General features: G+C 33.7%; 20 protein-coding genes and 1 pseudogene. 14 read left to right on the forward strand and 7 right to left on the reverse strand.

Annotated elements, in window-relative coordinates:
- Nucleotides 1-120: 120 nt before the first annotated feature.
- The 11 genes and pseudogenes from trpC (at nt 121) to PW52_RS14735 (ending at nt 7903) form a co-directional block, all read left to right on the forward strand.
- A complete protein-coding gene (gene trpC / locus PW52_RS14690) occupies nt 121-903 on the forward strand; it encodes an indole-3-glycerol phosphate synthase TrpC (protein WP_044633765.1) in 783 nt (260 codons plus the stop codon).
- 119 nt (nt 904-1022) lie between these two features.
- A pseudogene (locus tag PW52_RS17810) lies at nt 1023-1610 on the forward strand (phosphoribosylanthranilate isomerase); the annotation flags it as partial.
- A gap of 36 nt (nt 1611-1646) precedes the next feature.
- On the forward strand, nt 1647-2831 hold the full coding sequence (trpB, locus tag PW52_RS17815; RefSeq protein WP_044633766.1) for a tryptophan synthase subunit beta: 1185 nt from the start codon (nt 1647-1649) through the stop codon (nt 2829-2831).
- 43 nt (nt 2832-2874) lie between these two features.
- Nucleotides 2875-3159, forward strand: a complete 285-nt coding sequence (locus PW52_RS14700; protein WP_044633739.1) for a GIY-YIG nuclease family protein — start codon at nt 2875-2877, stop codon at nt 3157-3159.
- Nucleotides 3160-3202: 43 nt separating this feature from the next.
- Nucleotides 3203-3967 (forward strand): tryptophan synthase subunit alpha, encoded by a 765-nt coding sequence (gene trpA / locus PW52_RS14705; protein ID WP_044633740.1) that lies wholly within the window; start codon nt 3203-3205, stop codon nt 3965-3967.
- A 12-nt stretch (nt 3968-3979) separates the two neighbouring features.
- Nucleotides 3980-5254 carry an NAD(P)/FAD-dependent oxidoreductase gene (locus PW52_RS14710; RefSeq protein WP_044633741.1) on the forward strand — a complete coding sequence of 425 codons (1275 nt, stop codon included), beginning with the start codon at nt 3980-3982 and terminating at the stop codon, nt 5252-5254.
- 33 nt (nt 5255-5287) lie between these two features.
- A complete protein-coding gene (locus PW52_RS14715; RefSeq protein WP_044633742.1) occupies nt 5288-6019 on the forward strand; it encodes an SIMPL domain-containing protein in 732 nt (243 codons plus the stop codon).
- A gap of 61 nt (nt 6020-6080) precedes the next feature.
- The gene (locus PW52_RS14720; RefSeq protein WP_316930152.1) at nt 6081-6242 is read left to right on the forward strand and encodes a hypothetical protein; all 162 of its coding nucleotides are present in this window, start codon (nt 6081-6083) and stop codon (nt 6240-6242) included.
- The gene (locus PW52_RS14725) at nt 6242-6697 is read left to right on the forward strand and encodes a tRNA (cytidine(34)-2'-O)-methyltransferase (protein WP_044633744.1); all 456 of its coding nucleotides are present in this window, start codon (nt 6242-6244) and stop codon (nt 6695-6697) included. The genes PW52_RS14720 and PW52_RS14725 overlap by 1 nt, the downstream gene beginning before the upstream one ends.
- Before the next feature lie 83 nt (nt 6698-6780).
- On the forward strand, nt 6781-7290 hold the full coding sequence (locus PW52_RS14730) for a DUF3124 domain-containing protein (protein WP_044633745.1): 510 nt from the start codon (nt 6781-6783) through the stop codon (nt 7288-7290).
- A gap of 1 nt (nt 7291) precedes the next feature.
- Nucleotides 7292-7903 carry a MarC family protein gene (locus PW52_RS14735; RefSeq protein ID WP_044633746.1) on the forward strand — a complete coding sequence of 204 codons (612 nt, stop codon included), beginning with the start codon at nt 7292-7294 and terminating at the stop codon, nt 7901-7903.
- A gap of 141 nt (nt 7904-8044) precedes the next feature.
- Here the strand turns inward: PW52_RS14735 and PW52_RS14740 are convergent, their stop codons facing one another.
- The 7 genes from PW52_RS14740 to bshC form a co-directional block, all read right to left on the reverse strand.
- A complete protein-coding gene (locus PW52_RS14740) occupies nt 8045-8275 on the reverse strand; it encodes a DUF3820 family protein (RefSeq protein WP_044633747.1) in 231 nt (76 codons plus the stop codon).
- 97 nt (nt 8276-8372) lie between these two features.
- Nucleotides 8373-8915 (reverse strand): DUF922 domain-containing protein, encoded by a 543-nt coding sequence (locus PW52_RS14745; RefSeq protein WP_044633748.1) that lies wholly within the window; start codon nt 8913-8915, stop codon nt 8373-8375.
- A 42-nt stretch (nt 8916-8957) separates the two neighbouring features.
- Nucleotides 8958-10886 (reverse strand): amino acid ABC transporter substrate-binding protein, encoded by a 1929-nt coding sequence (locus PW52_RS14750; RefSeq protein WP_044633749.1) that lies wholly within the window; start codon nt 10884-10886, stop codon nt 8958-8960.
- Between the two features lie 267 nt (nt 10887-11153).
- The gene (guaA, locus tag PW52_RS14755; RefSeq protein ID WP_044633750.1) at nt 11154-12689 is read right to left on the reverse strand and encodes a glutamine-hydrolyzing GMP synthase; all 1536 of its coding nucleotides are present in this window, start codon (nt 12687-12689) and stop codon (nt 11154-11156) included.
- A gap of 95 nt (nt 12690-12784) precedes the next feature.
- Nucleotides 12785-14155, reverse strand: coding sequence for a pyridoxal phosphate-dependent decarboxylase family protein (locus PW52_RS14760; RefSeq protein ID WP_044633751.1), 1371 nt, complete (start codon nt 14153-14155; stop codon nt 12785-12787).
- 131 nt (nt 14156-14286) lie between these two features.
- On the reverse strand, nt 14287-15366 hold the full coding sequence (locus PW52_RS17235; RefSeq protein ID WP_082050926.1) for a ThuA domain-containing protein: 1080 nt from the start codon (nt 15364-15366) through the stop codon (nt 14287-14289).
- 135 nt (nt 15367-15501) lie between these two features.
- Nucleotides 15502-17103, reverse strand: a complete 1602-nt coding sequence (bshC, locus tag PW52_RS14770; RefSeq protein ID WP_044633752.1) for a bacillithiol biosynthesis cysteine-adding enzyme BshC — start codon at nt 17101-17103, stop codon at nt 15502-15504.
- A gap of 255 nt (nt 17104-17358) precedes the next feature.
- Here bshC and PW52_RS17640 point away from each other — a divergent pair, with 255 nt between their 5' ends.
- The 3 genes from PW52_RS17640 to PW52_RS14785 all read left to right on the forward strand — a co-directional run bounded on the left by PW52_RS17640 (nt 17359) and on the right by PW52_RS14785 (nt 21767).
- Nucleotides 17359-18960, forward strand: coding sequence for a PhoX family protein (locus tag PW52_RS17640; protein ID WP_044633753.1), 1602 nt, complete (start codon nt 17359-17361; stop codon nt 18958-18960).
- 78 nt (nt 18961-19038) lie between these two features.
- Entirely contained in the window at nt 19039-20865 is a 1827-nt protein-coding gene (locus tag PW52_RS14780; RefSeq protein ID WP_044633754.1) for a cytochrome-c peroxidase, read from the forward strand.
- A gap of 113 nt (nt 20866-20978) precedes the next feature.
- A complete protein-coding gene (locus PW52_RS14785; protein ID WP_044633755.1) occupies nt 20979-21767 on the forward strand; it encodes a TerC family protein in 789 nt (262 codons plus the stop codon).
- Nucleotides 21768-21806 lie beyond the last annotated feature (39 nt).

The following is a 21806-nucleotide window of genomic DNA, read 5'->3' on the forward strand; positions in this document are numbered from 1 at the left end:
GGAGTTTTCAAATCGGTTTTTCTTCAGAATTAAATCTGAAGAAAAAATTCCTCGACTTGGATGTCCTTTTTTGATTCGTTTTTTGGACAAGCAAAAAATGAATTACTAATAAAAAATAAAATGAATATTTTAGACAAAATAGTAATAGATAAACGCAAAGAAGTAGATTTAAGAAAATTCTTAATCCCTACCTCACAACTAGAACAATCTGTTTTATTTACAAGAGCAACCACTTCTTTGGCTCAAAATTTAAAAAATAGTAAATCAGGAATAATCGCTGAGCATAAACGACGTTCGCCTTCAAAATCTGTTATAAATAACGGTTTAAATGTTCAAGATGTAGCCACAGGTTACGAAAACGCAGGCGTTTGTGGTATGTCGGTTTTAACCGATGGAAAATATTTTGGTGGTTCTCTAGACGATTTATTAACGGCAAGAGCCAGTTGCAATTTACCGCTATTACGCAAGGAATTCATTATTGATGAATATCAAATTGTTGAAGCCAAAGCTTACGGCGCCGATGTTATTTTACTCATTGCGGCTATTTTAACCAGAGAAGAAATCAAGCAATATTCAGAATTAGCAAAAAGCTTAAAGTTAGATGTGCTTTTAGAAGTTCATAACGAAGAAGAATTACACAAATCCATAATGCCAAGTTTAGATATGTTAGGTGTTAATAACCGAAATTTAAAAACGTTCGATGTTAGCCTAGACACCAGCAAAGAATTAAGTAAAATAATTCCAGACGATTTTGTAAAAGTATCAGAAAGTGGTATAAGCAATATTGAGGCTATTAAAGAATTACAACCTTACGGTTACCAAGGTTTTTTAATAGGAGAAAATTTTATGAAAACCGATAATCCTGGTGCAAGTGCAACAGAATTTATTAAAAACCTAAGTTAATTCACCCAGATTATCAGAATTCATATTCCAACACACAGAAAATGAAAGACACTTCAAACATAACACAACAAGCTACAGAACAAATTGATAGCGCTGCTATAAAGCTTAAAATCTGTGGTATGAAATACCAAGACAATATCGAGCAAGTAGCTTCGCTCCAACCCGATTATCTTGGCTTTATATTTTACGATAAAACACCTAGAAATTACGATGCTAAAACCATTACAAATGTACCAGAAACCATAAAAAAAACTGGAGTTTTTGTAAATGCCGAAATTAGCACCATAATTAAAACTGTAACCGATTACAACTTGCAAGCCGTACAACTTCACGGTCATGAATCGCCTTATTATTGCAGTATTTTAAAGTCTACCAAACTTTTTACAAAAAATAAAGTAGAAATTATAAAAGTATTTTCTGTAAACGAAAGCTTCAATTTTAATCAATTAGAGCCTTACGAAGTGGTTTGCGACTATTTTCTGTTCGATACTAAAGGCAAACTTCCAGGAGGTAATGGTTACAAGTTCGATTGGAGTTTGTTAAACAATTACCCATCAACAAAACCCTTCTTTTTAAGCGGAGGTATTGGCTTAAGCGATGTAGATGTAATCAATAAATTTAAAACTAGCGAAGCATCAAAATACTGTTATGCTATCGATATAAATAGTAAATTTGAAATTGAACCCGGACTTAAAAAAGTTTCGGCCTTAAAAGCATTCAAAAACCATCTCAATAATAAAAACATGAATTTATATAATGTAGATGAAAAAGGCTATTACGGCGAATTTGGCGGTGCATACATTCCAGAAATGCTCTATCCAAACGTCGAGGAGTTACGTCAAAAATATTTAGAAGTTATGAGCGAACCTTCATTTAAAGAAGAATTCAATCAGCTTTTAAAAGATTATGTTGGGCGCCCATCGCCATTATACTTTGCAAAACGCCTTTCAGAAAAATACAACACCAAAATTTATTTAAAACGCGAAGATTTAAATCATACCGGCGCACATAAAATAAATAATACTATTGGTCAAATTTTAATGGCAAAACGCTTAGGTAAACACCGCATAATTGCCGAAACTGGTGCGGGCCAACACGGTGTAGCCACAGCAACCGTTTGTGCTTTAATGGGCTTAGAATGTATTGTGTATATGGGCGAAATTGACATTGCACGACAGGCCCCTAACGTAGCCCGTATGAAAATGCTTGGCGCGACAGTAGTGCCTGCAAAATCAGGAAGTCGTACTTTAAAAGATGCCACAAACGAAGCCATTCGCGATTGGATTAACAATCCCGTAGATACGCATTACATTATTGGTTCTGCTATTGGTCCGCATCCATATCCAGACATGGTTACCCGTTTTCAAGCGGTAATTTCAGAAGAGATTAAATGGCAGTTACTAGAGCACGAAAACAAAGAAAACCCAGATTATGTTGTGGCATGTATTGGCGGAGGCAGTAATGCTGCAGGAACCTATTACCACTATTTACACGACGAAGATGTAAAAATTATAGCTGTTGAAGCTGCTGGTTTAGGTGTAGATTCTGGCGAAAGTGCAGCCACATCGGTATTAGGAAAAGAAGGTATTATTCACGGCTGTAAAACGTTGTTAATGCAAACTAACGACGGACAAATAACCGAGCCCTACTCTATTTCGGCAGGCTTAGATTATCCTGGAGTTGGCCCAATGCACGCGCATTTAGCAAAAACAGGTCGCGCAGAATTCATGTCTATTACCGACGACCAAGCCATGAATGCCGGTTTAGAACTATGTAAACTAGAAGGCATTATTCCAGCTATCGAGAGTTCGCACGCCTTAGCCATTTTCGAACAAAAAACCTTTAAACCAGACGATATTGTAGTAGTTAGTTTATCGGGACGTGGCGATAAAGATTTGAATAATTATATTGAGTATTTTAAAATATAAATAGTGTTTTTTCATTTCCGAGAAATCGGAAATCTCAAAGTCTATGGATGTTCACTATGTATACATTTTAACTAATAAAAACCATACGGTTTTATATGTAGGACGAACGAAGCAGTTAAAATTGAGATTAAAACAACACAAAACTAATGGTCCAAAAACTTTTACAGGAAAGTACAACGTAACAAAACTCGTTTATTTTGAAACTACAAAGTATGTTAATAACTCAATAAAACGAGAACGACAAATAAAAAAATGGAATAGATCATGGAAAATCAGTCTAATAAATAGTTTAAACCCCGATTGGAAAGATCTTTCAGAATATATATAAAATAGATTCCCTCTTTCGAGGGAATAAAAATTATTCATTTTCAATGAACAGAATAAATCAAAAACTAAAAGAAAACAAAAAGTTACTATCCATATACTTTACGGCAGGATACCCTAGCCTTAACGATACGGTTTCAATAATACAAAACCTTGAAAAAAATAGTGTCGACATGATTGAAATTGGCTTACCGTTTAGCGATCCACTTGCCGATGGACCAACCATTCAAGATAGCTCAACGCAAGCCTTAAAAAACGGCATGACCACCGAGGTGCTTTTTAATCAACTTAAAGACATCCGTAAAACGGTAAATATTCCGTTAATAATTATGGGCTATTTCAACCCTATGTTTCAATATGGTGTAGAAGCTTTTTGTAAAAAATGTGAAGAAATAGGCATCGACGGACTCATAATTCCTGATTTACCGGTAGATGTATATCACGAAAAATATCAATCTACATTCGAGAAATATGGTTTATCGAATGTATTTTTAATAACACCACAAACTAGCGATGAGCGAATTCGTTATATCGATTCTGTATCAAACGGATTTATTTATATGGTTAGTAGCGCAAGTACAACAGGTGCAAAATCTGGTTTTGGTGACGAACAAACTGCATATTTTGAGCGCATTAACAGTCTAAATTTAAAGAACCCGCAAATAGTTGGTTTTGGTATTAGTAACAACAACACCTTTACAGCTGCAACAAAATATGCAAAAGGTGCCATAATAGGTAGCGCTTTTGTAAAACATTTAACAGCAAAAAACGCAAAAGAAATAGATACGTTTGTTTCTTCAATTTTAAGTTAAACACAATACATCATGGTACAAAAACAAAAAGTAATAGTGGTAGGTGCAGGTTTTGCCGGCTTACGAGTTGCTCAAGATTTAATAAACAATCCTGCTTTCGAGGTTTTATTAATAGATAAACAAAACTACCACCAATTTCAACCGTTAATGTACCAAGTAGCTACGGCGCGATTAGAGCCCGCTAGTATTTCTTTTCCGTTAAGAAAAGTGTTTCAAAAAGCAAAAAATGTAAAAATTAGAATTACTAAAGTTGAAGAAATAAACACCGAAGAAAATTATATTTCTACACCAATTGGCACATTCGATTACGATCATTTAATTATTGCCATTGGTTGTACAACAAACTATTTTAATAATGCTAATTTAGCCGATTATGCCTACCCAATGAAAACTATTCCTGAAGCCATTCAGCTTAGAAATAGAATTCTACAAACTTTTGAAGACGCTTTAGAGACAAAAAACGAAACCGAATTACAAACCTTACTAAACTTTGTAATTGTTGGTGGTGGTCCTACGGGAGTAGAACTTGCAGGTGCTTTGTCTGAAATGAAAAAACACATTTTACCCAAAGATTATCCTGATAAAGATTTCTCTAAATTAACCATTTACTTACTAGAAGGCTCTCCAAATACCTTAAGCCCAATGAGTAAAGGTTCGCAAACCAAATCGCAAGAATATCTTGAAGATTTAGGTGTGGTTGTAAAAACAAACACTTTTGTAAAAGATTACGATGGCGAAATCGTTACTTTAAATACCGGCGAACACATCACCTCTAAAAACGTTATTTGGGCAGCAGGTGTAACTGGAAATATTATTAAAGGCTTACCCGAAGATATTTTTACCAGAGGTAACCGATTGGTTGTAAACCGTTATAACAAAACGAAAGCTGTAAACAATATTTACGCATTAGGCGATATTGCTTATATGGAAACGGAAAGTTTCCCTCATGGGCATCCACAAGTAGCTAGTGTAGCCATACAACAAGCTGCTTTATTAGCTAAAAATTTAATTAATGAAGCTAAAAACAAACCCCTTACAGAATTTGAGTATACCGATAAAGGCTCTATGGCCACCATTGGAAAACGAAAAGCCGTGGTAGATTTACCTAAATTTAGTTTTCAAGGGCGACTGGCTTGGTTTACCTGGATGTTTATTCACTTAATGCTAATTTTAAGTGTAAAAAATAAACTTTTAATTTTTATGAACTGGATGATTAGTTACTTTAACAATGACAGCACCCTTCGAATTTTAATGAAACCAGTTGCTAAACGTGTTAAATTAAAATAAACATACCGTGTCCATCTACTAAAAAATATCATTATGAAAAAAAACGTTAGTGCCATTGTATTTGCCATAGCCATCATTGTTGCTTCTGTAATATTAGGAAACGCGGTAATTAACCGTAATAAAAAAACAGGGACTATTGCAGTAACGGGCTTAGGTAAAACAAATTTTACTTCAGATTTAATTGTTTGGGAAGCTAAATTTTCTCAGGTTAACTCCGATTTAAAACAGGCGTATTCCGATTTAAAAAAAGATAAAGAATCTATTTTAATTTACTTTAAATCGAAAGGATTAAGTGACGATATTATTGTTTTTAATGCTGTTGAAACCAACAAGAATTTTAGTCCAAATTATTCTACAGATGGAAAATACTTAGGTCAGGATTTTACAGGTTACACCTTAAGCCAAACGGTTCAAATAAATTCTAACGATGTTGAAAAAGTTGAAAAAATATCGCGTGAAGTTACCGAATTATTAAACAAAGGCATTCAATTATATTCAAATCCGCCACGCTATTATTATACAAAATTAGAAGATTTAAAAATTGAAATGATAGCTCAAGCAACAGATAATGCCCATTTACGCGCCAAAAGTATTGCCGAAAATTCTGGAGCTATTCTTGGTGAATTACAAACTGCCCAAATGGGTATTTTTCAAATTACGGGTCAAAACTCGAACGAAGATTATTCTTGGGGTGGTGCTTACAACACATCATCAAAAGAAAAAACAGCTTCGATTACAATGAAATTAAACTACCTCGTAAAATAAATCGCCGTTGCTTGTATTTAAAAATTTCAAATTAATTCTTATACTTTGCCTAACCTTAGGTTTGGCTCCGTTTTTTCCAGAGCCACATATTTGGGGCAAAATAAAGTGGATTGCAGGAGGTGCGAAAGGCATGCAGTTTGCAGATTGGTTCGATGTTTTATTACATGGTTTTCCGTTTATTTTACTTCTGTTCGCTCTAATTAAAAAAATAATTTCAAAATAATGCCACTTAATATTGTTTTAATAGAACCCGAGATACCCAATAACACGGGAAATATTGGTCGTTTAGCTTTGGCTTCAGGATCGAAACTACATTTGGTTAAACCTTTTGGTTTCGAAATAGACGACAAACGTTTAAAGCGTGCTGGTTTAGATTATTGGCAACATTTAGAAGTAATTTACTATGAAAATACCGAAGAATTCTTCCGTGTAAACGCTTCAAAAAAAATGGGATTTCTATCGAGCCATGGTACAAAAAACCATTGGGACATTCCTTTTGAAGATGATTTCTTTTTAATTTTTGGAAAAGAATCGGTTGGGTTATCAAAAGCTATTATTGAGCAATACCCAAATCAGCTTTACAAAATCCCCATGTTTAGTGAACATATTAGAAGTTTAAATTTAGCTAATGCTGTAAGTATTACTATTTACGAAGGTATTAGGCAATTAAAATTATAAAAAACCATTTCTTTTTAGTAGATTTAAAATTATAATTATTAATCTATTACACGCTTCTAATCACTCAAAAACCAATAACAAAAATGAGAACAACTATATTATTATTACTAGTATCTGTTTTACTTGTTGGCTGCGAAGAAACCAAGGAAGTTAGTTCTATAAATCCGACAAACTGGACCAAACGTTATGCCAATATTAAAAACGCCGATAGTTTGGAATACGGTAAATCTTACTTATCGATTTACGCACAAATTTATAGCATGTCCGAACACAAAACGCACAACTTAACCTCGATGGTTAGTTTACGAAATATGAGCGAAACGGACACTATTTATATTTTAAGAGCAGAATATTTTGAAACTCATGGCACCTCGGTTCGCAATTATTTTAAACAGCCCATATATTTAGCTCCGCTTGAAACGGCAGAAATTATTATTGATGAAATTGATGTTTCTGGAGGCACCGGATCGAACTTTATTTTTGAATGGAAAATACCTAAAAACGCACCAGAACCGTTGTTTGAAGGTATTATGAATTCGACTATGGGACAACAAGGTTTATCTTTTACAACACAAGCAAAACGCATAAAATAATATGGCAGAAATCTTAACTTCAATCTTTTTTATTTTCGCGGTAATCGATCCTATTGGCAGTGTTCCGGTGTATTTAGAAGCCACTAAAGAATTTGATTTACACAAAAAGAAAAAAGTAGCATTTCGAGCTTCAGGTATTGCTTTTCTTATTCTATTATTTTTTATTGTTATTGGTCAACTTATTTTAGAAGGCATGTCGGTTAGCCTTGAAGCTTTTCAAATTTCTGGTGGCGTTATTTTATTTTTATTTGCGTTAACCATGATTTTTGGTAGCGGTAAACCCGAAGAAGAAAAAGGCGGAATTACAGATTATAAACATGTTACCATTTTTCCCATAGCTATTCCTTCCATAGCATCGCCAGGAGCCATTATGGCTGTGGTTTTGTTAACCGATAATCATATTTATTCCATACAACAACAAGCTATAACAACCGTGTTAGTTTTAGTTGTTATTGCTATCACCTATGTTATTCTACTAACTGCCAACCATTTACAAAAACGTATTGGCGATTATGGTATTACTGTAATTAGTAAAATTATGGGCTTAATTTTAGCATCTTATGCTATACAAAGTATTTTAAGCGGTATTGTTAAATATTTTGCAACGGCTTAGTTGTCTTTTAATTACTATTAAACCATTTATAAAACTTGGTGAGTTTTTGACATTTTTCAACTGACTTCGTTTAACGTCTAGTATAAGCTGTTAATACCGAGTTTAGATGTAATCATATTAAAGTAAAACAAACCCAAACTTTTACTGCTTAGGAAACTGTCGTTTTATATTCCTTACAATATCTTCTAATCCATTTACTTTAAGCTCGTAAACTTGCCTTAGCATATCACCCAATTGCCCTTTTGGGAATCCTTTACTATGATACCAAACCACATAATATTCGGGTAAATCTATTAAATAGCGTCCTTCATATTTACCAAATGGCATTTTAGTATGCGCCAGTTTTATTAAAAAATCTTTATTAGGGAACATGTTGGTTATTTGTTGTTGGTTGTTGCTTGTTGTTTGTTTTTTGCTGGCTGTTTCTAGTATCTTGATTCTTAATTCTTGATTCTATCTTCTAACCAAACTACTCATTTATCGCAAATTCTTCCAATGCACTTAATTCGGCTTCAATGTACATTTTCCATTGTAATTGAGCTTCAAAATTTCTTGAAAAATCGGTTTCTGTATCGTATTTATTTTGAAAAGCGGCCAATTCTCTATTTATAGTATTATGCAATGTTTTTAGCTCTCGTTTTACACTATTAGCAGTTTTAATTTTACTAATACGCTGCCTAAATTTTCGAGCAAATAATTCCGTTATATCAAAATGGAGTTGCTCGTGTCCAAGCACATGTTTAGTTGCCTTGTTTGGTAAATACCAAGACTTTTCGGGGTAAAAATGCGCATGAACTTCGGTTGTAAAATCAACAACCTTATGGCTGTCTGTTTCGGTTATAGAAAACCCAAATGTAATTCCAGATGCAGTAATTGCAACGGCACCAGTGTTCGTTTCTGGTTTCCCTTTAAAATCATTCCAAGTTAACTTATAATTAGCTTGCCAGGATTTAACTGAGGCATCTTGCAGGTTAAAAAGAAAAAGTACACAAATAAATAGTAATCTATACACGCTTTTAAGTGTTAAAAACTAAAAACGCCTATTTAATAAGTATTATTGCTCAACCTCAACAACCGATAAGTTATCGTATTTCACTAAATACACACTATCGTTATAATAACCACCGTAAAGCTTGTGCTTGTAAGAGAATTTATTTTCTACATACTCGGTTAACAAAGTGTTTTTTGCCGAAATAAATAAATTTTCAGAAGTCACTAAACGCAACACAACATCCATAGTTAAATCGAAACCTTTTACAGCACGTTTATTAGGGGTTATGTTATAAACCTTATCGTATTTTTTAGTAAAATTACTGGTATCGTTAAAACTAGATTCTTTAGAGCTTGTTGCAAACAAGAATTGTAAACTAGATAAATGGGTGTTGTTTATTTGGTCGCCTTCAAAAGCAGCATTCTCGTTAGTTGTAGTTAAAATAATTTCGGTTGGTTTAGCGCCTTCGGCCAAAACTTTATTATTTAACGAGGCCAAAATACTAGATACATTCGATGCAAAACCTTCGTTCGATGTTTCTAAAAACACAATATTTCTACCAGGCTTTAGTACAGCTTGGATATCATCTTTTATTACAAAAAATTCATCTTTACCCGTTTTCTTATCTTTTCTAGAAGTAACAGGTTTTGCTGCGTTAAATTCACGTTTCAATTCTAAAGCCACATCGGCCGTTTTACTATCGGAAATAATAACAACATTTTTTGCTAACGAATCTTTTTTAACGTAGTTAATTATTTTCGACTTTAACAACTCGTCTGAAGGTTTCGACTGAAACACATTACCATGAAGCTTTAAGTTTGAGCCAATAGGCGACACCACTGGCACCGACATTTTATTTAACTGCGACGCAACCTTATCGAATGGTGCTGTTGTAAGCGGACCAATAACAGCATCAACAGTATCAAAACTATTTTCGTTTAATATTTTAGTTACTTCACTTACTTGTCCTTTAGTATCGTAAACATCAACCTTTACCGAAACTCCAAGTGTTTTTAAAGAATCTAAAGCCATTAAAACACCCGAATAAAAATCTAAAGAAGCACTTAAATATCTATCTGATTTTATGCTGCGTTTTGTATCAACAACCGAGTCGAAATCCACTCTATGCAACCTAAAAGGCAACATTACCGCAATATGTTTGGTGCTAAAATCGCTAATACTATCAATAAGATTAATAGCCTGTAACCCCGAAGATGTTAAGGTTTCAACCGCGTTTGAAAATGGTATTTTTAAAATCATACCTTCTTTTAATCCGCTTTCTGCTAACCCCGGATTTAATCCTTCCAACTGAGCTTGTTCTAAACCTAATTTCAATTTTAAACGATAAAACCCTTCCTTAGGCAGAACTTTATAATAGCTGTACTTTTCGTCAATTACTTGCTGTTCTGCCTTCTTAACATTTGGCACATTAATAACTTGTCCGTCCTTTAAAACCTCGCCCATTTCTGGGTTTAAATCCTCTAATTCCTTAACTGAAATTCCAAATTTATATGCAATACGCCATTTGCCCTCTTTTGGCAAAACCGTATACTCTGCAGTTTCCGGAACTTCCTCGACAACTTCGGTAACTCTAAACACAGGAATTTTTATTTTATCGCCTTTTTTTAAAGGGTTTGCGTATAAAAACGTATTGTGCTTTTTAATATCTTCTTCGGTAACGCCATATTGTTTAGCTAAGCCATACAAGGTTTCTTTACGCTTAGCCTTATGGTCTTTAAAACCTTGCAGTTCCTTTACAATAGTAACCTTAGGCTTTTCGGCCTTCGAAATAGGAATAATTAAAATAGTATTAGCCTGTAAGCCTTTTTTAGCATCGGGGTTTAAACTATAAATATCGGCAGTAGTAACAAAATATTGTTTAGCCAAAGCCTCAACGGTTTCGCCCTCTTTAACGCGGTGTGTACTAAAGTTCTGGGCGTTAGCAGTACTAAACCAACCTATTAAAATTAATGCTATTAAAAATTTCTTCATTTTACTGTGTAAGCTGTAAGTTTGTTAAAGGTAATAAACCAAATTATATACGTAAGTTTTTAAGTAAACAGATTAAAAACCTATAAAATTATAACACATAACATGCCAAAAATTAATTGGGCGTTACCCTGTTTTCGATTTTTGTCGCAAACGGCGTCGGGTATTCATTACAAGTCCTCGCGCCCCGATAAATTCGGGATCGCTGTGGGCTTTCCATTACTATCCCTAACGCGGGCTTATGTGCTAAGTAATAGATTAAATTTAAGTTTATTCCCACTCAATAGTTGCTGGTGGTTTCGAACTTATATCGTACACTACTCTATTAACGCCTTTTACTTTATTTATTATTTCGTTACTTGTTTTTTGTAAAAATTCGTAAGGTAAATTTACCCAATCGGCAGTCATTCCGTCAGTGCTTTCAACAGCACGAAGCGCCACACATTTTTCGTATGTACGTTCATCGCCCATTACACCAACACTATTTACAGGAAGTAACATGGCGCCAGCTTGCCAAACCTTATCGTAAAGTCCCCAAGCTTTTAACCCCTCAATAAAAATAGCATCAACTTCTTGTAACATGCGTACTTTTTCGGCCGTAATATCGCCTAAAATACGAATTCCTAAACCAGGACCAGGAAACGGATGCCTACCTAATAATTCTGGACTAACACCTAAGCTTGCTCCTACACGGCGTACTTCATCTTTAAAAATAGCACGTAAAGGCTCAACAATTTTAAGTTTCATAAAATCGGGTAAACCACCAACATTATGATGACTCTTTATAGTTGCCGATGGCCCACCAGTTGCCGAAACACTTTCAATAACATCGGGGTAAATAGTACCTTGAGCTAACCATTTTACATCAGTAATTTGGTGTGCTTCATCATCGAAAACCTCAATAAACGCATTACCAATGGCCTTACGCTTTTTTTCTGGATCTTCAATTCCTTTTAAAGCTGTTAAAAAACGTTCTGAGGCATCAACACCTTTAACGTTTAATCCCATGCCTTCGTATTGTTTTAAAACGCTTTCAAATTCGTTTTTACGCAATAAACCGTTATTTACAAAAATACAGTACAAATTATCCCCAATAGCTTTGTTTAATAAAACAGCAGCAATGGTAGAATCTACACCACCCGATAAGCCTAAAACAACTTTATCGTTTCCAACTTTTTCTTGTATAGCTTCAACCGTTTCTTCCACAAACGATTGTGGTGTCCAATCTTGGTTTAAACCTGCTATTTTTACTAAAAAGTTTTCTAAAAGTTGCTTTCCATCGGTAGAATGATAAACTTCTGGATGAAATTGAATAGCATAAGTAGTTTCGCCTTCAATTTTATAAGCGGCATTTTCAACATCGCTTGTGCTGGCTAATAACACACCATTAGTTGGAAGTTTTTTAATAGTATCGCTATGGCTCATCCAAACTTGGCTGCCTTCATTTATACCAATAAAAAATTCGTCGTCGTTTTTTATATAAGATAAATTAGCACGCCCATACTCTCTTGTATTAGATGGTGCTACTTCGCCACCCGAAAAATGCGCTAAATATTGCGCACCGTAGCATACTGCTAACATTGGTTTTTTTGTACGCAGCTCGCTTAATTCTGGGTGCAATGCTTTATCGCCTCTTACCGAGTTTGGACTCCCAGAAAGAATAACCGCTTTATACTCGCTTAAATTGGTTGGGATTTTGTTAAATGGATGTATTTCGGAATAGATGTTAAGCTCTCTAACTCTGCGCGCAATAAGCTGTGTGTATTGCGATCCGAAGTCTAAAATAAGTACCTTGTCGTGTTGCATGCGCAAAAATAATAATTGATTTTTTTAATGAAGAATTCCATGTGATAATTTTTTTATTTAATTGTCAACAAGCTATAAACTATAAAAAGCCCACCTTACTTCATAGAATCCAAAATCATTTGTATATCTTTTTCTGTTGTATCTGGATTTATAAAACAGAAACGTGAAACTGTTTCATATTCATTTCCAGATTTCCATTTAGTTGGAGTAACTAAGGCAAAACCAGATTTATGGTTTTCATAAGTCCAATGTGTATAATCTTCAGGATTCCATCCTATTCTTCTGTATAATACACAAGATAAACTAGGCTCTCTAACCAACTCGACATGTGGCTCATTCGCTATTAACTTACCGGCAAGTTGTGCCAACTCTAAGCCGCGTTCTACAGCTTCTTTATATTTATTAGTTCCGTGAGTCGCTAACGAAAACCATAAAGGTAACCCTCGTACACGACGTGTAAGTTGAATTTGATAATCGGTTGGATTAAAGCCATGAGCACCATCATCTTTAAAAATATCTAAATATGAGCCTTCTTGAGAATGTGCTTCCTTAGCCAATTCTGGATTCTTATAAATTACAGCACCACAATCGTAAGGAGAAAACATCCATTTATGCGGATCGATAGTTATACTATCCGCTCGCTCAATACCATTAAATAAATGACGAACAGAATCAGCAATTAATGCCCCACCGCCATAGGCAGCATCAACATGAAACCATAGATTTTCGGTTTCGCAAACTTGAGCAATACCGTCTAAATCGTCTATTATCCCTGCATTTGTTGTGCCTCCAGTCGCTACCACTGCAAACAAGCGTTTACGTTGATGAAAATTTAAACTATCTATAGTTTTACGGAGGTCGTTACCCATTAATTTTTCTTCAGAATCTACTAAAAGAATATCTACATCGGCTACTTTAGCCATCGCTTTAATTGAAGAATGCGCACCAATTGAGGTAATAATTAAGCCTTTTTCACGCTTATAAGTATCATCTCTACGCCAATATTCCCTTGCAGTAACAATTGCTGATAAATTTGCGGCAGTGCCGCCACTGGTAAACACACCAAAAGCACCTTCGGGTAAACCTGTTAAACTCACCATCCAACGCATCGCTTCGTTTTCACAAAAAATACCTCCAGCACCTTCCATCCAATATGCACCATGAATACTTGATGCCGATGTAACTAAGTCGAACATTACAGCTGCTCGAGTTGGTGACGCTGGCACAAATGCTAAATGCCTTGGATGATCGGCAGGAACATTGGCTTTCATTAAGTGATTTTTCCATAATTTAAAGGCTTGCTCTCCACCAATGCCTTCATGTGTCACAGTTTCTCCAACTAATGCCTTAAGTTCAGATTCTTTTTTGGGTTTCCCTATTTTACTATTTGTTGCCGAAATTCTATCGATGGTATATTTCATAACATCAAGAGTCATTTCAACCAAATCTATATCAATTTTATGCATGATTTATTTTTCGCCAAAAATACGTATTTGAAAAGAAAACCAACACCCTTTACCATAATTCATAAAAAAACACCTTAAACAAATTAAGGTGCTCTTTATATTATTTGATTTAACTTCTAAAAATTCTAAAATTAATTTTTAAAAACTTTAAACGTTTTTGATTGATTAACTGAACTAGCAACTACAAAATACATTCCAGTTTTTAAGTGAGATATATCTAAAGATAACTTATTGTTAATGATAGCAGTTTTAGTTACCGTTTCACTAATTAATTGCTTACCTGAAACATCATAAATATCAATTTCATAATTGGCGCCTGTATTATTTAAGCTAATCTCTATTTTATCTTTTACTGGGTTATTTACCAGCTTTAAAGAAGCTGAACTTAAATTTTCTTTATTTAAAGTTTGATCTCCAATTGCCCAAAGTGTTGCATTTTTTAATAGTGTTCTAAAATCGGAATTACTTAAATAATCATCTTCATGATGCCCTAATCCTGTATAAAATGAACGAATTCCAGATAAAGTTACGTCTGGTGTTCCTGAGTTATTATCGTCATCATAGGTTATAGATTCTTTAAACCAAGTAATTGGTCGTTCGGCATCATAGCTATTGCTGCCTGTAGATTCAACTTTTAATAAAACAGTATTATCTGAACTTAAGTAACCGCCTTCCCAATAGTAAAACTCATCGGTGTGTTCCCAATCAGTCCCAACATTTCCTAAAAAATCTATAATAGAATTATCAGACACCACTTCTACATCGGCTGTATAATTACTAGACGTGTGATAAGGGTCCTCTTGAACAATAGCCCCAAGAAGTTCCGTATAAAACGGCCATGAGTTATCGTTAAATGCATCGGAGCTGGCATGAATTCCAACAAAACCATTGCCAGAAGCAATAAAATTCTCTAAGGCAGTTTTTTCTGTGTTTGATAATATGTCATTACCGTTAACACTTAAAAAGACAACAGCATCGTACTGACTAAGATTTGATGTATTAAAAACATTTGAATTTTGAGATACATCTGTAGCCCATATATTGTTTTCATTACCTAAATCTTCAAACATTTTAATACCGTCATCTATAGATGCATGTCTAAAACCTTCAGTTTCATGATAAATTAAAATTCTTTTTGCCTGAGAATGTATTTGAGCATACATCAAAATAAATATAGTTAAAACTATTAAATTTAGGGAGGATGTTTTCATTTTGTTTTTAGATCAATAAACATAGAAATTAATAAAATTCACTGCTCTATATTAACACATTACTATTTTAAATTAACTAAAATCAGAAAAATTCATAAATACAATGGCTTAATTTATTATTATTCAAAATTAAACTTAAACACAAAGAACAAAAAAGGTCGATTCTAATGGATTTAAAATAGAAAACAGGCTTTTAATTAAACCATCTCCAAACTCTAAATACATTTGAGAGAAATTAATATGACGCTCTTGTAAACTTTGGTTTGGGAATAATTCATCTTTTATAATTGTCGCTCTTTCTATATCGTCTTTTAGTTTTCGCTTTTGTGCTTTAAGCAATCGTTTTTCTAATACTTCTAACCCCTTAACCTGCTTAACCTCTTGTGCCTTTACTGCACCTAAAAACGATTTATCTGTTTGTTCGGCTAGTGTATATAGTTCTTTAAATTGTTTTTTTAAATGTTCTTTTTGATTCGAAAAATCAATATTTATATTCGAAATATCTCGAACACGTTTATTTATAAAAGCGTGTTTATTTAAAAACAAGTGTTTTAATGACACATTTAAATTTTTAAGTTTTTTAAACTGGTTTTCGTTTTGCAACAATGCCGAATTTCGCAATAATAAAATCGGGAACGGCACCTTTACATCGTTGAAAAAATCTTTTAATTGAAACCAATAAGCCAACTCACCACCGCCACCTATATAGCATAAATTTGGTAAAATAACTTCTTGATAAAGCGGACGCATAATAACGTTTGGCGAAAAACGCTCCGGAACCTCTTCGAGGTGTTTTAGTATCTCGCTCTCACTAAAAGTAATGGTCGTATTTAAAACTTTATAAACTTCATCTTCAAAAACAATGCGCTCTCTTAAATTCTCATCTAAATAAAAAAGATTTATTTCACGAGGATTTACCTGTATTTTATAAGAACTTGAGGTCTTTAATAAGGCTTCATTAGTTTTACTTACTGTTTTAAACGCCGAGTTATTTAACAATTCCTCTTTTATATATGGTGCAAAAACGTGTTTTAGTTCTCTTTGGTTAGCATCAATAATTACTAAACCATAATCTTTAAACAGTTCGTTTACCAAATACTGTGTTGCTTCAGCTAAATTTTCATGTTCTAAATACGCCGACTTAAAAAGCTTTTTTAAATATTCGGCATGCTTGCTAGTGCCAAACTCACTAGAAATCACATTAAAAACAGCCTCTAAACCAATAGTCGACAGCGCTCCAACAGCACCACTTGCGTCTTTATTCCAAACGACTTTTTTCCCTTTAAAATTAAAATAGTTTATTTCATCGAAATCATGATCTTCGGTAGCCATCCAATATACTGGCACAAAATTATGCTCAGGATATGCCGTTTTTAATTGTTTTGTAAGATTTATAGTAGATATAATTTTAAATAAAAAATACAACGGCCCTGTAAATAGGTTTAATTGATGTCCTGTAGTTATGGTAAAGGTATTAGGCTGCAATAAACTTTCTATGTTCGCTAAAGTAACTGCAGATGCTTCTAAATTTTTATATTGCTTTTGTATATTTTCAACTAAAACATTACGGTTTTTCAGTTTAAAAGAAGCTGTTTTCTCTTCCATTTGAAACTTAAACGCATCAATATTTGGGAATCGGTTATAAAACGATTTTAACAGCTCATTTTCATCTAAATAATCACAAATTAACTCCGAGAAATAACCTGTTTCCTTAAAAGAAATACTTTGTTTTTGCATACTTAATTATAAGAATCTGTAAATATACGGCTATTCAAGTTTTTAGATTCTAAAAAATAAGTTAATAAACATAAACAACTAACAAACAACATACTACAGTTATTTAGAACAATTTTAGATATTAAAACTTAGTTAACTTTAATAATGTTACACTTACATAAAATTAATCTAACGACATTATTTAATTAACAAGGCAAGGTGGTTTTAATAATAGTTTTACAACACAATTTAACACTAAAACTTTAATTAAAACTCATGAAAAAATTACTACAAATCTTTTTATTATTATTTGTACTTACATCTACTGCTACATTAGTTAGCTGTGATGTTGAAGACGGAAAAAACGGAATCGATGGCGTTGACGGAAAAGACGGTGAAGATGGCGAAGACGGTGAAGATGGTGAAGACCTAACAGCTACAGAATTAGAACCTCTTACAAGCTCTGTTACACCTAACTCATTATTTGCATTAAAAGGAGCTTTTGCTTCAACAGCAGAATTAAATATGATAATGACATCTGCTGATATTTTACCATCGGATTCTACATTTGTTTATGGAGCATATATGGATGGTGCTGCTCTTTACCCTTACGAAGATGGCACTTACGCATTAATTAACAACCTAGAAGTAGATTACTCTATTGCTAGAATTCGTTTAAACTCAGATTTACAACCTTTAGAAGGCGATTACATTGTTAATGCCACTGCAACTGCTTTTACAGCTATGTGTTCTGGTTCTTCTATTACTATGGAAGAGCACGGTTTTGGTCCATTATTCCTTTCTGGTGGAGAATGGGGCGGTAACGCTAAAGGTGTTTATAAAATTAATCCTTTCCGTTCCGCTGAAGATCGCGTTGAAGCCGAAAGATTACCTGCTTTAGGTGAATGGGCAACAGAAAACGCCGTTGCTATTGGTAAAAATGCTTACCCAGGACAAACTGTTGTTTTTATGGGTGATGACGATAGTAACAACACGTACCCTCAAGCACATTTTGCAATGTACGTTGGCGGACTTGGAGATTTACAAACTGGTAGCCTTTATGTTTTAAGAGGAAAAAACCCTGTTGAAACTGGTATTGGTGAAGGTGGTCAATTATTCGAAATGGGTATGGCCGAAGGTACAGAATACGACGTAGAATGGGTTGAAGTAACCGAGCGTACTTTAGCAGAATTAAACCAAGAAGCTATTGATGCTTCAGCTATCGGTTTCCAAAGAATTGAAGATATCGATTGGCAAAAAGGATCGGCTGCAAACAACAGAAATGTATTTTTTAATGCTACAGGAAGAATTCGTAGCGATAACCCAGATTTAGCAAACAGAGGAACTTCTTTTGGTAGAGTTTACAAATTAGAGTTAAATGAAAACGACCCAACAGGCGATGCTAAATTAACTGTAATTGTAGATGGTGATAAAGAAGGTGGAATTGGAGATGGTATGCACTCTCCTGACAACATTTTAGTTACAGAAAATTATGCTTACATTCAAGAAGATCCTAACGGTTATGCTTCTTTAAATGCTGACATTGTTGGATACGCAAAATTATGGCAATACGATATAGCCGCTGGTACTTTTACAGAAGTTATGGAGTGCGACCAAACTACAGCCGCTGGATTAAATATTGGAAACACAACTAGCATGTGGGAAATAACAGGTTTAATTGATGTTACCGATATTATTGGAGCTACAGAATCTACTTTTATTGGAGGCGCTCAAGTACATGGTTGGAACGCTGATAATAACCCAGATAACTCAACAAGAGCAGACGGACATGCTTTTTACGATCCAACTGCAATAGACGAGGCTTATGCTGCTAAAGAAGGTTCTGCTTTATTTAAAATTACAGGACTTCCTAGATAATACAAACAATTTCAAACAATCAAAAAAAGGTTCCTATTTACTAGGAGCCTTTTTGCATAAAATTTAACTATCTTAAAAATGAAAATTTTTAAAGCTTTATGGCTAATACTTCCGTTAATTTTAATTAATTATTCTTGTAAAAAAACGGAAACACTTCCAGAAAAAACAATATCTACAACAAGTGATTCTATGTTTAATGACGACATTAAGCAATATTATTTTCAAACTTTAGATAGCGCTGCGTTTTACATAAAAAAAATAGATACACTAAAATCTTTAAAAGAAAACCAAAACAATCTTTTACTAAGTAGAAAATGGTATAAGAGAGCTGAACCACTTTTAATTGCATACGATTATGAAAATTACCAATCGATGAATGCTCCTAATTTGCTTAAAATTGAAATAGACGATCATACCGACATTAAAAAAATTAAACCTAAAAGCTATCAAGTTCTTGAAGAATACTTATTTGGCGAAGATACTATTGAAAATAAAGAACTTTTTCGTGTTTATAACTACTTACAACTGCGCATACCTTACATTGTTAAAAACCATGGTATTTTAAAACAACGCGACAGACATCATTTAAAAATGATGAGAGATGCCATAGTTAATGTAGCCTTAAAAGGCATAACAGGTTTCGATTCGCCAGTACTGGCAAATTCACTTACAGAAGCCATTTATAATTACGAGTCTATAAAACATGTGCTTTCAATTTACAAAAACACTTTAAACGAAACAATTTACAAAGCTTGGTTAGATGAAATAGAGCTTACTATTAAAACACTTAACCAAGGTAATTTTGATAGTTTTGATCGGTATAGTTTCATAAAAAAACACACAAACAAGCAACTAGAACTAATTAACCAAACTGCTAATACTTGGAATATAGAACTAAGTACCTCTCGAGCTTTAAACCCAAAAAGTACTAATGTATTTTCTGAAACCTTCTTCAATAAAAAGATGTTTTCGCCACCTCACTCTCCAAAAATCACAGAAAAAAGTATAGCTCTTGGTGAAGCGTTATTCAACGATACTTCACTTTCTGGATCCGGAACCATTAGCTGTGCTACATGCCATATAAAAGAAAAATCATTTACCGATGGTAATAAAATTGCCTTAGGAGCGAACGGCCAACCACTACTGCGAAACACACCAACACTTCCTTATGCGGTATACCAAAGAAGCTTTTTTTATGATGGTCGTGGTGATGGTTTAGAAGGCCAAATTGTAGGCGTTACAAATAATAAAAATGAATTTCATATAGATTTAAAAACCTTAGAGGAAAACATTAAAGCTAAACCAGAATACAAGCAACAATTCGATTCTATTTACAAAGGTAAAATTACTAATAGAAACATTAGAAATGCCATTGCCTCCTACATTAGAAGCTTAACACCATTTAATTCTAAATTCGATAGAAATATGCAAGATTTAGAAAACACTTTAACTAAAAAAGAGGTATTAGGTTTTAATTTGTTTATGGGAAAAGCCGCTTGTGCAACCTGCCATTTCCCGCCTACTTTTTATGGTACTGTACCTCCAAAATTTGCAGAAACCGAATTTGAACACCTTGGATTAACCAAAACATCAGATTTTAAAAATCCTGTTTTAGATGATGACCCAGGATTATATCACCCCTATGAAGTTGAAGAACGTCGCGGTTATTTTAAAACATCAACCGTTAGAAACATTGCACTTACAGCTCCTTACATGCACAACGGGGCATTTGAAACGTTAGAACAGGTTCTTGAGTTTTACAACCTAGGTGGCGGACAAGGTTTAGGTCTAGATGTGCCGTATCAAACCTTACCTCCAACTCCTTTAGATTTAGACGACAACGAAATTGATGCTATAATAGCCTTTATGAATACTTTAACCGATAAAGATTACGAAAACTTTTAAACAACAATATTGAATTTATAAATAGAAGCTTCAAAACATATACATAAATGTTTTGAAGCTTTATTTTTTGTATCTAATTTTTCATTAGATTTGATATAAACACCTTTTTTATTGTGATAGATTTTTTACTTACAACAGACGCTATAATGGCGTTACTAACCTTAACTTTTTTAGAAATTATTTTAGGGATTGATAATATTGTATTCATATCTATTGCAGCAAACAAATTACCAGAAAACCAGCGAAGTAAAGCCACAAATATTGGTTTACTTTTAGCCATGGCACAACGTATTATTTTATTGTTTTTTGTTAGTTTTTTAGTAGGTTTAAAAGAACCTTTTTACACCGTTAACCTAACGTGGTTTCATGCTGGTATAAGTTGGCAAGCTGTAATACTTTTTGTTGGTGGTATTTTTTTAATATATAAAAGTACGAGCGAAATTCATGAAAAAGTTGAACACCCCAACCACAGCGAACAGAATCTTAAAGGCAAGAAAATGCAAAGCCTTAAGCAAGCCATAACGCAAATTTTAATTATCGACTTTATATTTTCAATCGATTCTATACTTACTGCGGTTGGTATGACAAACGGTTTACATCCAAACCATAATTACACTTTAGTGCTCATGATAATTGCGGTTGTAATTTCAATAGCCATAATGATTGGTTTTGCAAACCCAATTCGTAAATTCATTGACACTCATCCTAGTATACAACTACTTGGTTTAGCTTTTTTAATTTTAATTGGCTTTATGCTAATTACAGAAGCCGCTCACTTATCTCATACCAAACTATTTGCTAACGAGGTTGGAGCTATTCCTAAAGGTTATTTATATTTTGCAATTGCTTTTTCGTTGTTTATTGAGTTTTTAAACTTTAAAACCACTAGAAAACACTATTAAACGCGCTTTTAATCGGATTATCTACGCATTTTAACTTGT

Source organism: Neotamlana sedimentorum, from assembly GCF_000943565.1.
Lineage (GTDB): Bacteria > Bacteroidota > Bacteroidia > Flavobacteriales > Flavobacteriaceae > Neotamlana > Neotamlana sedimentorum.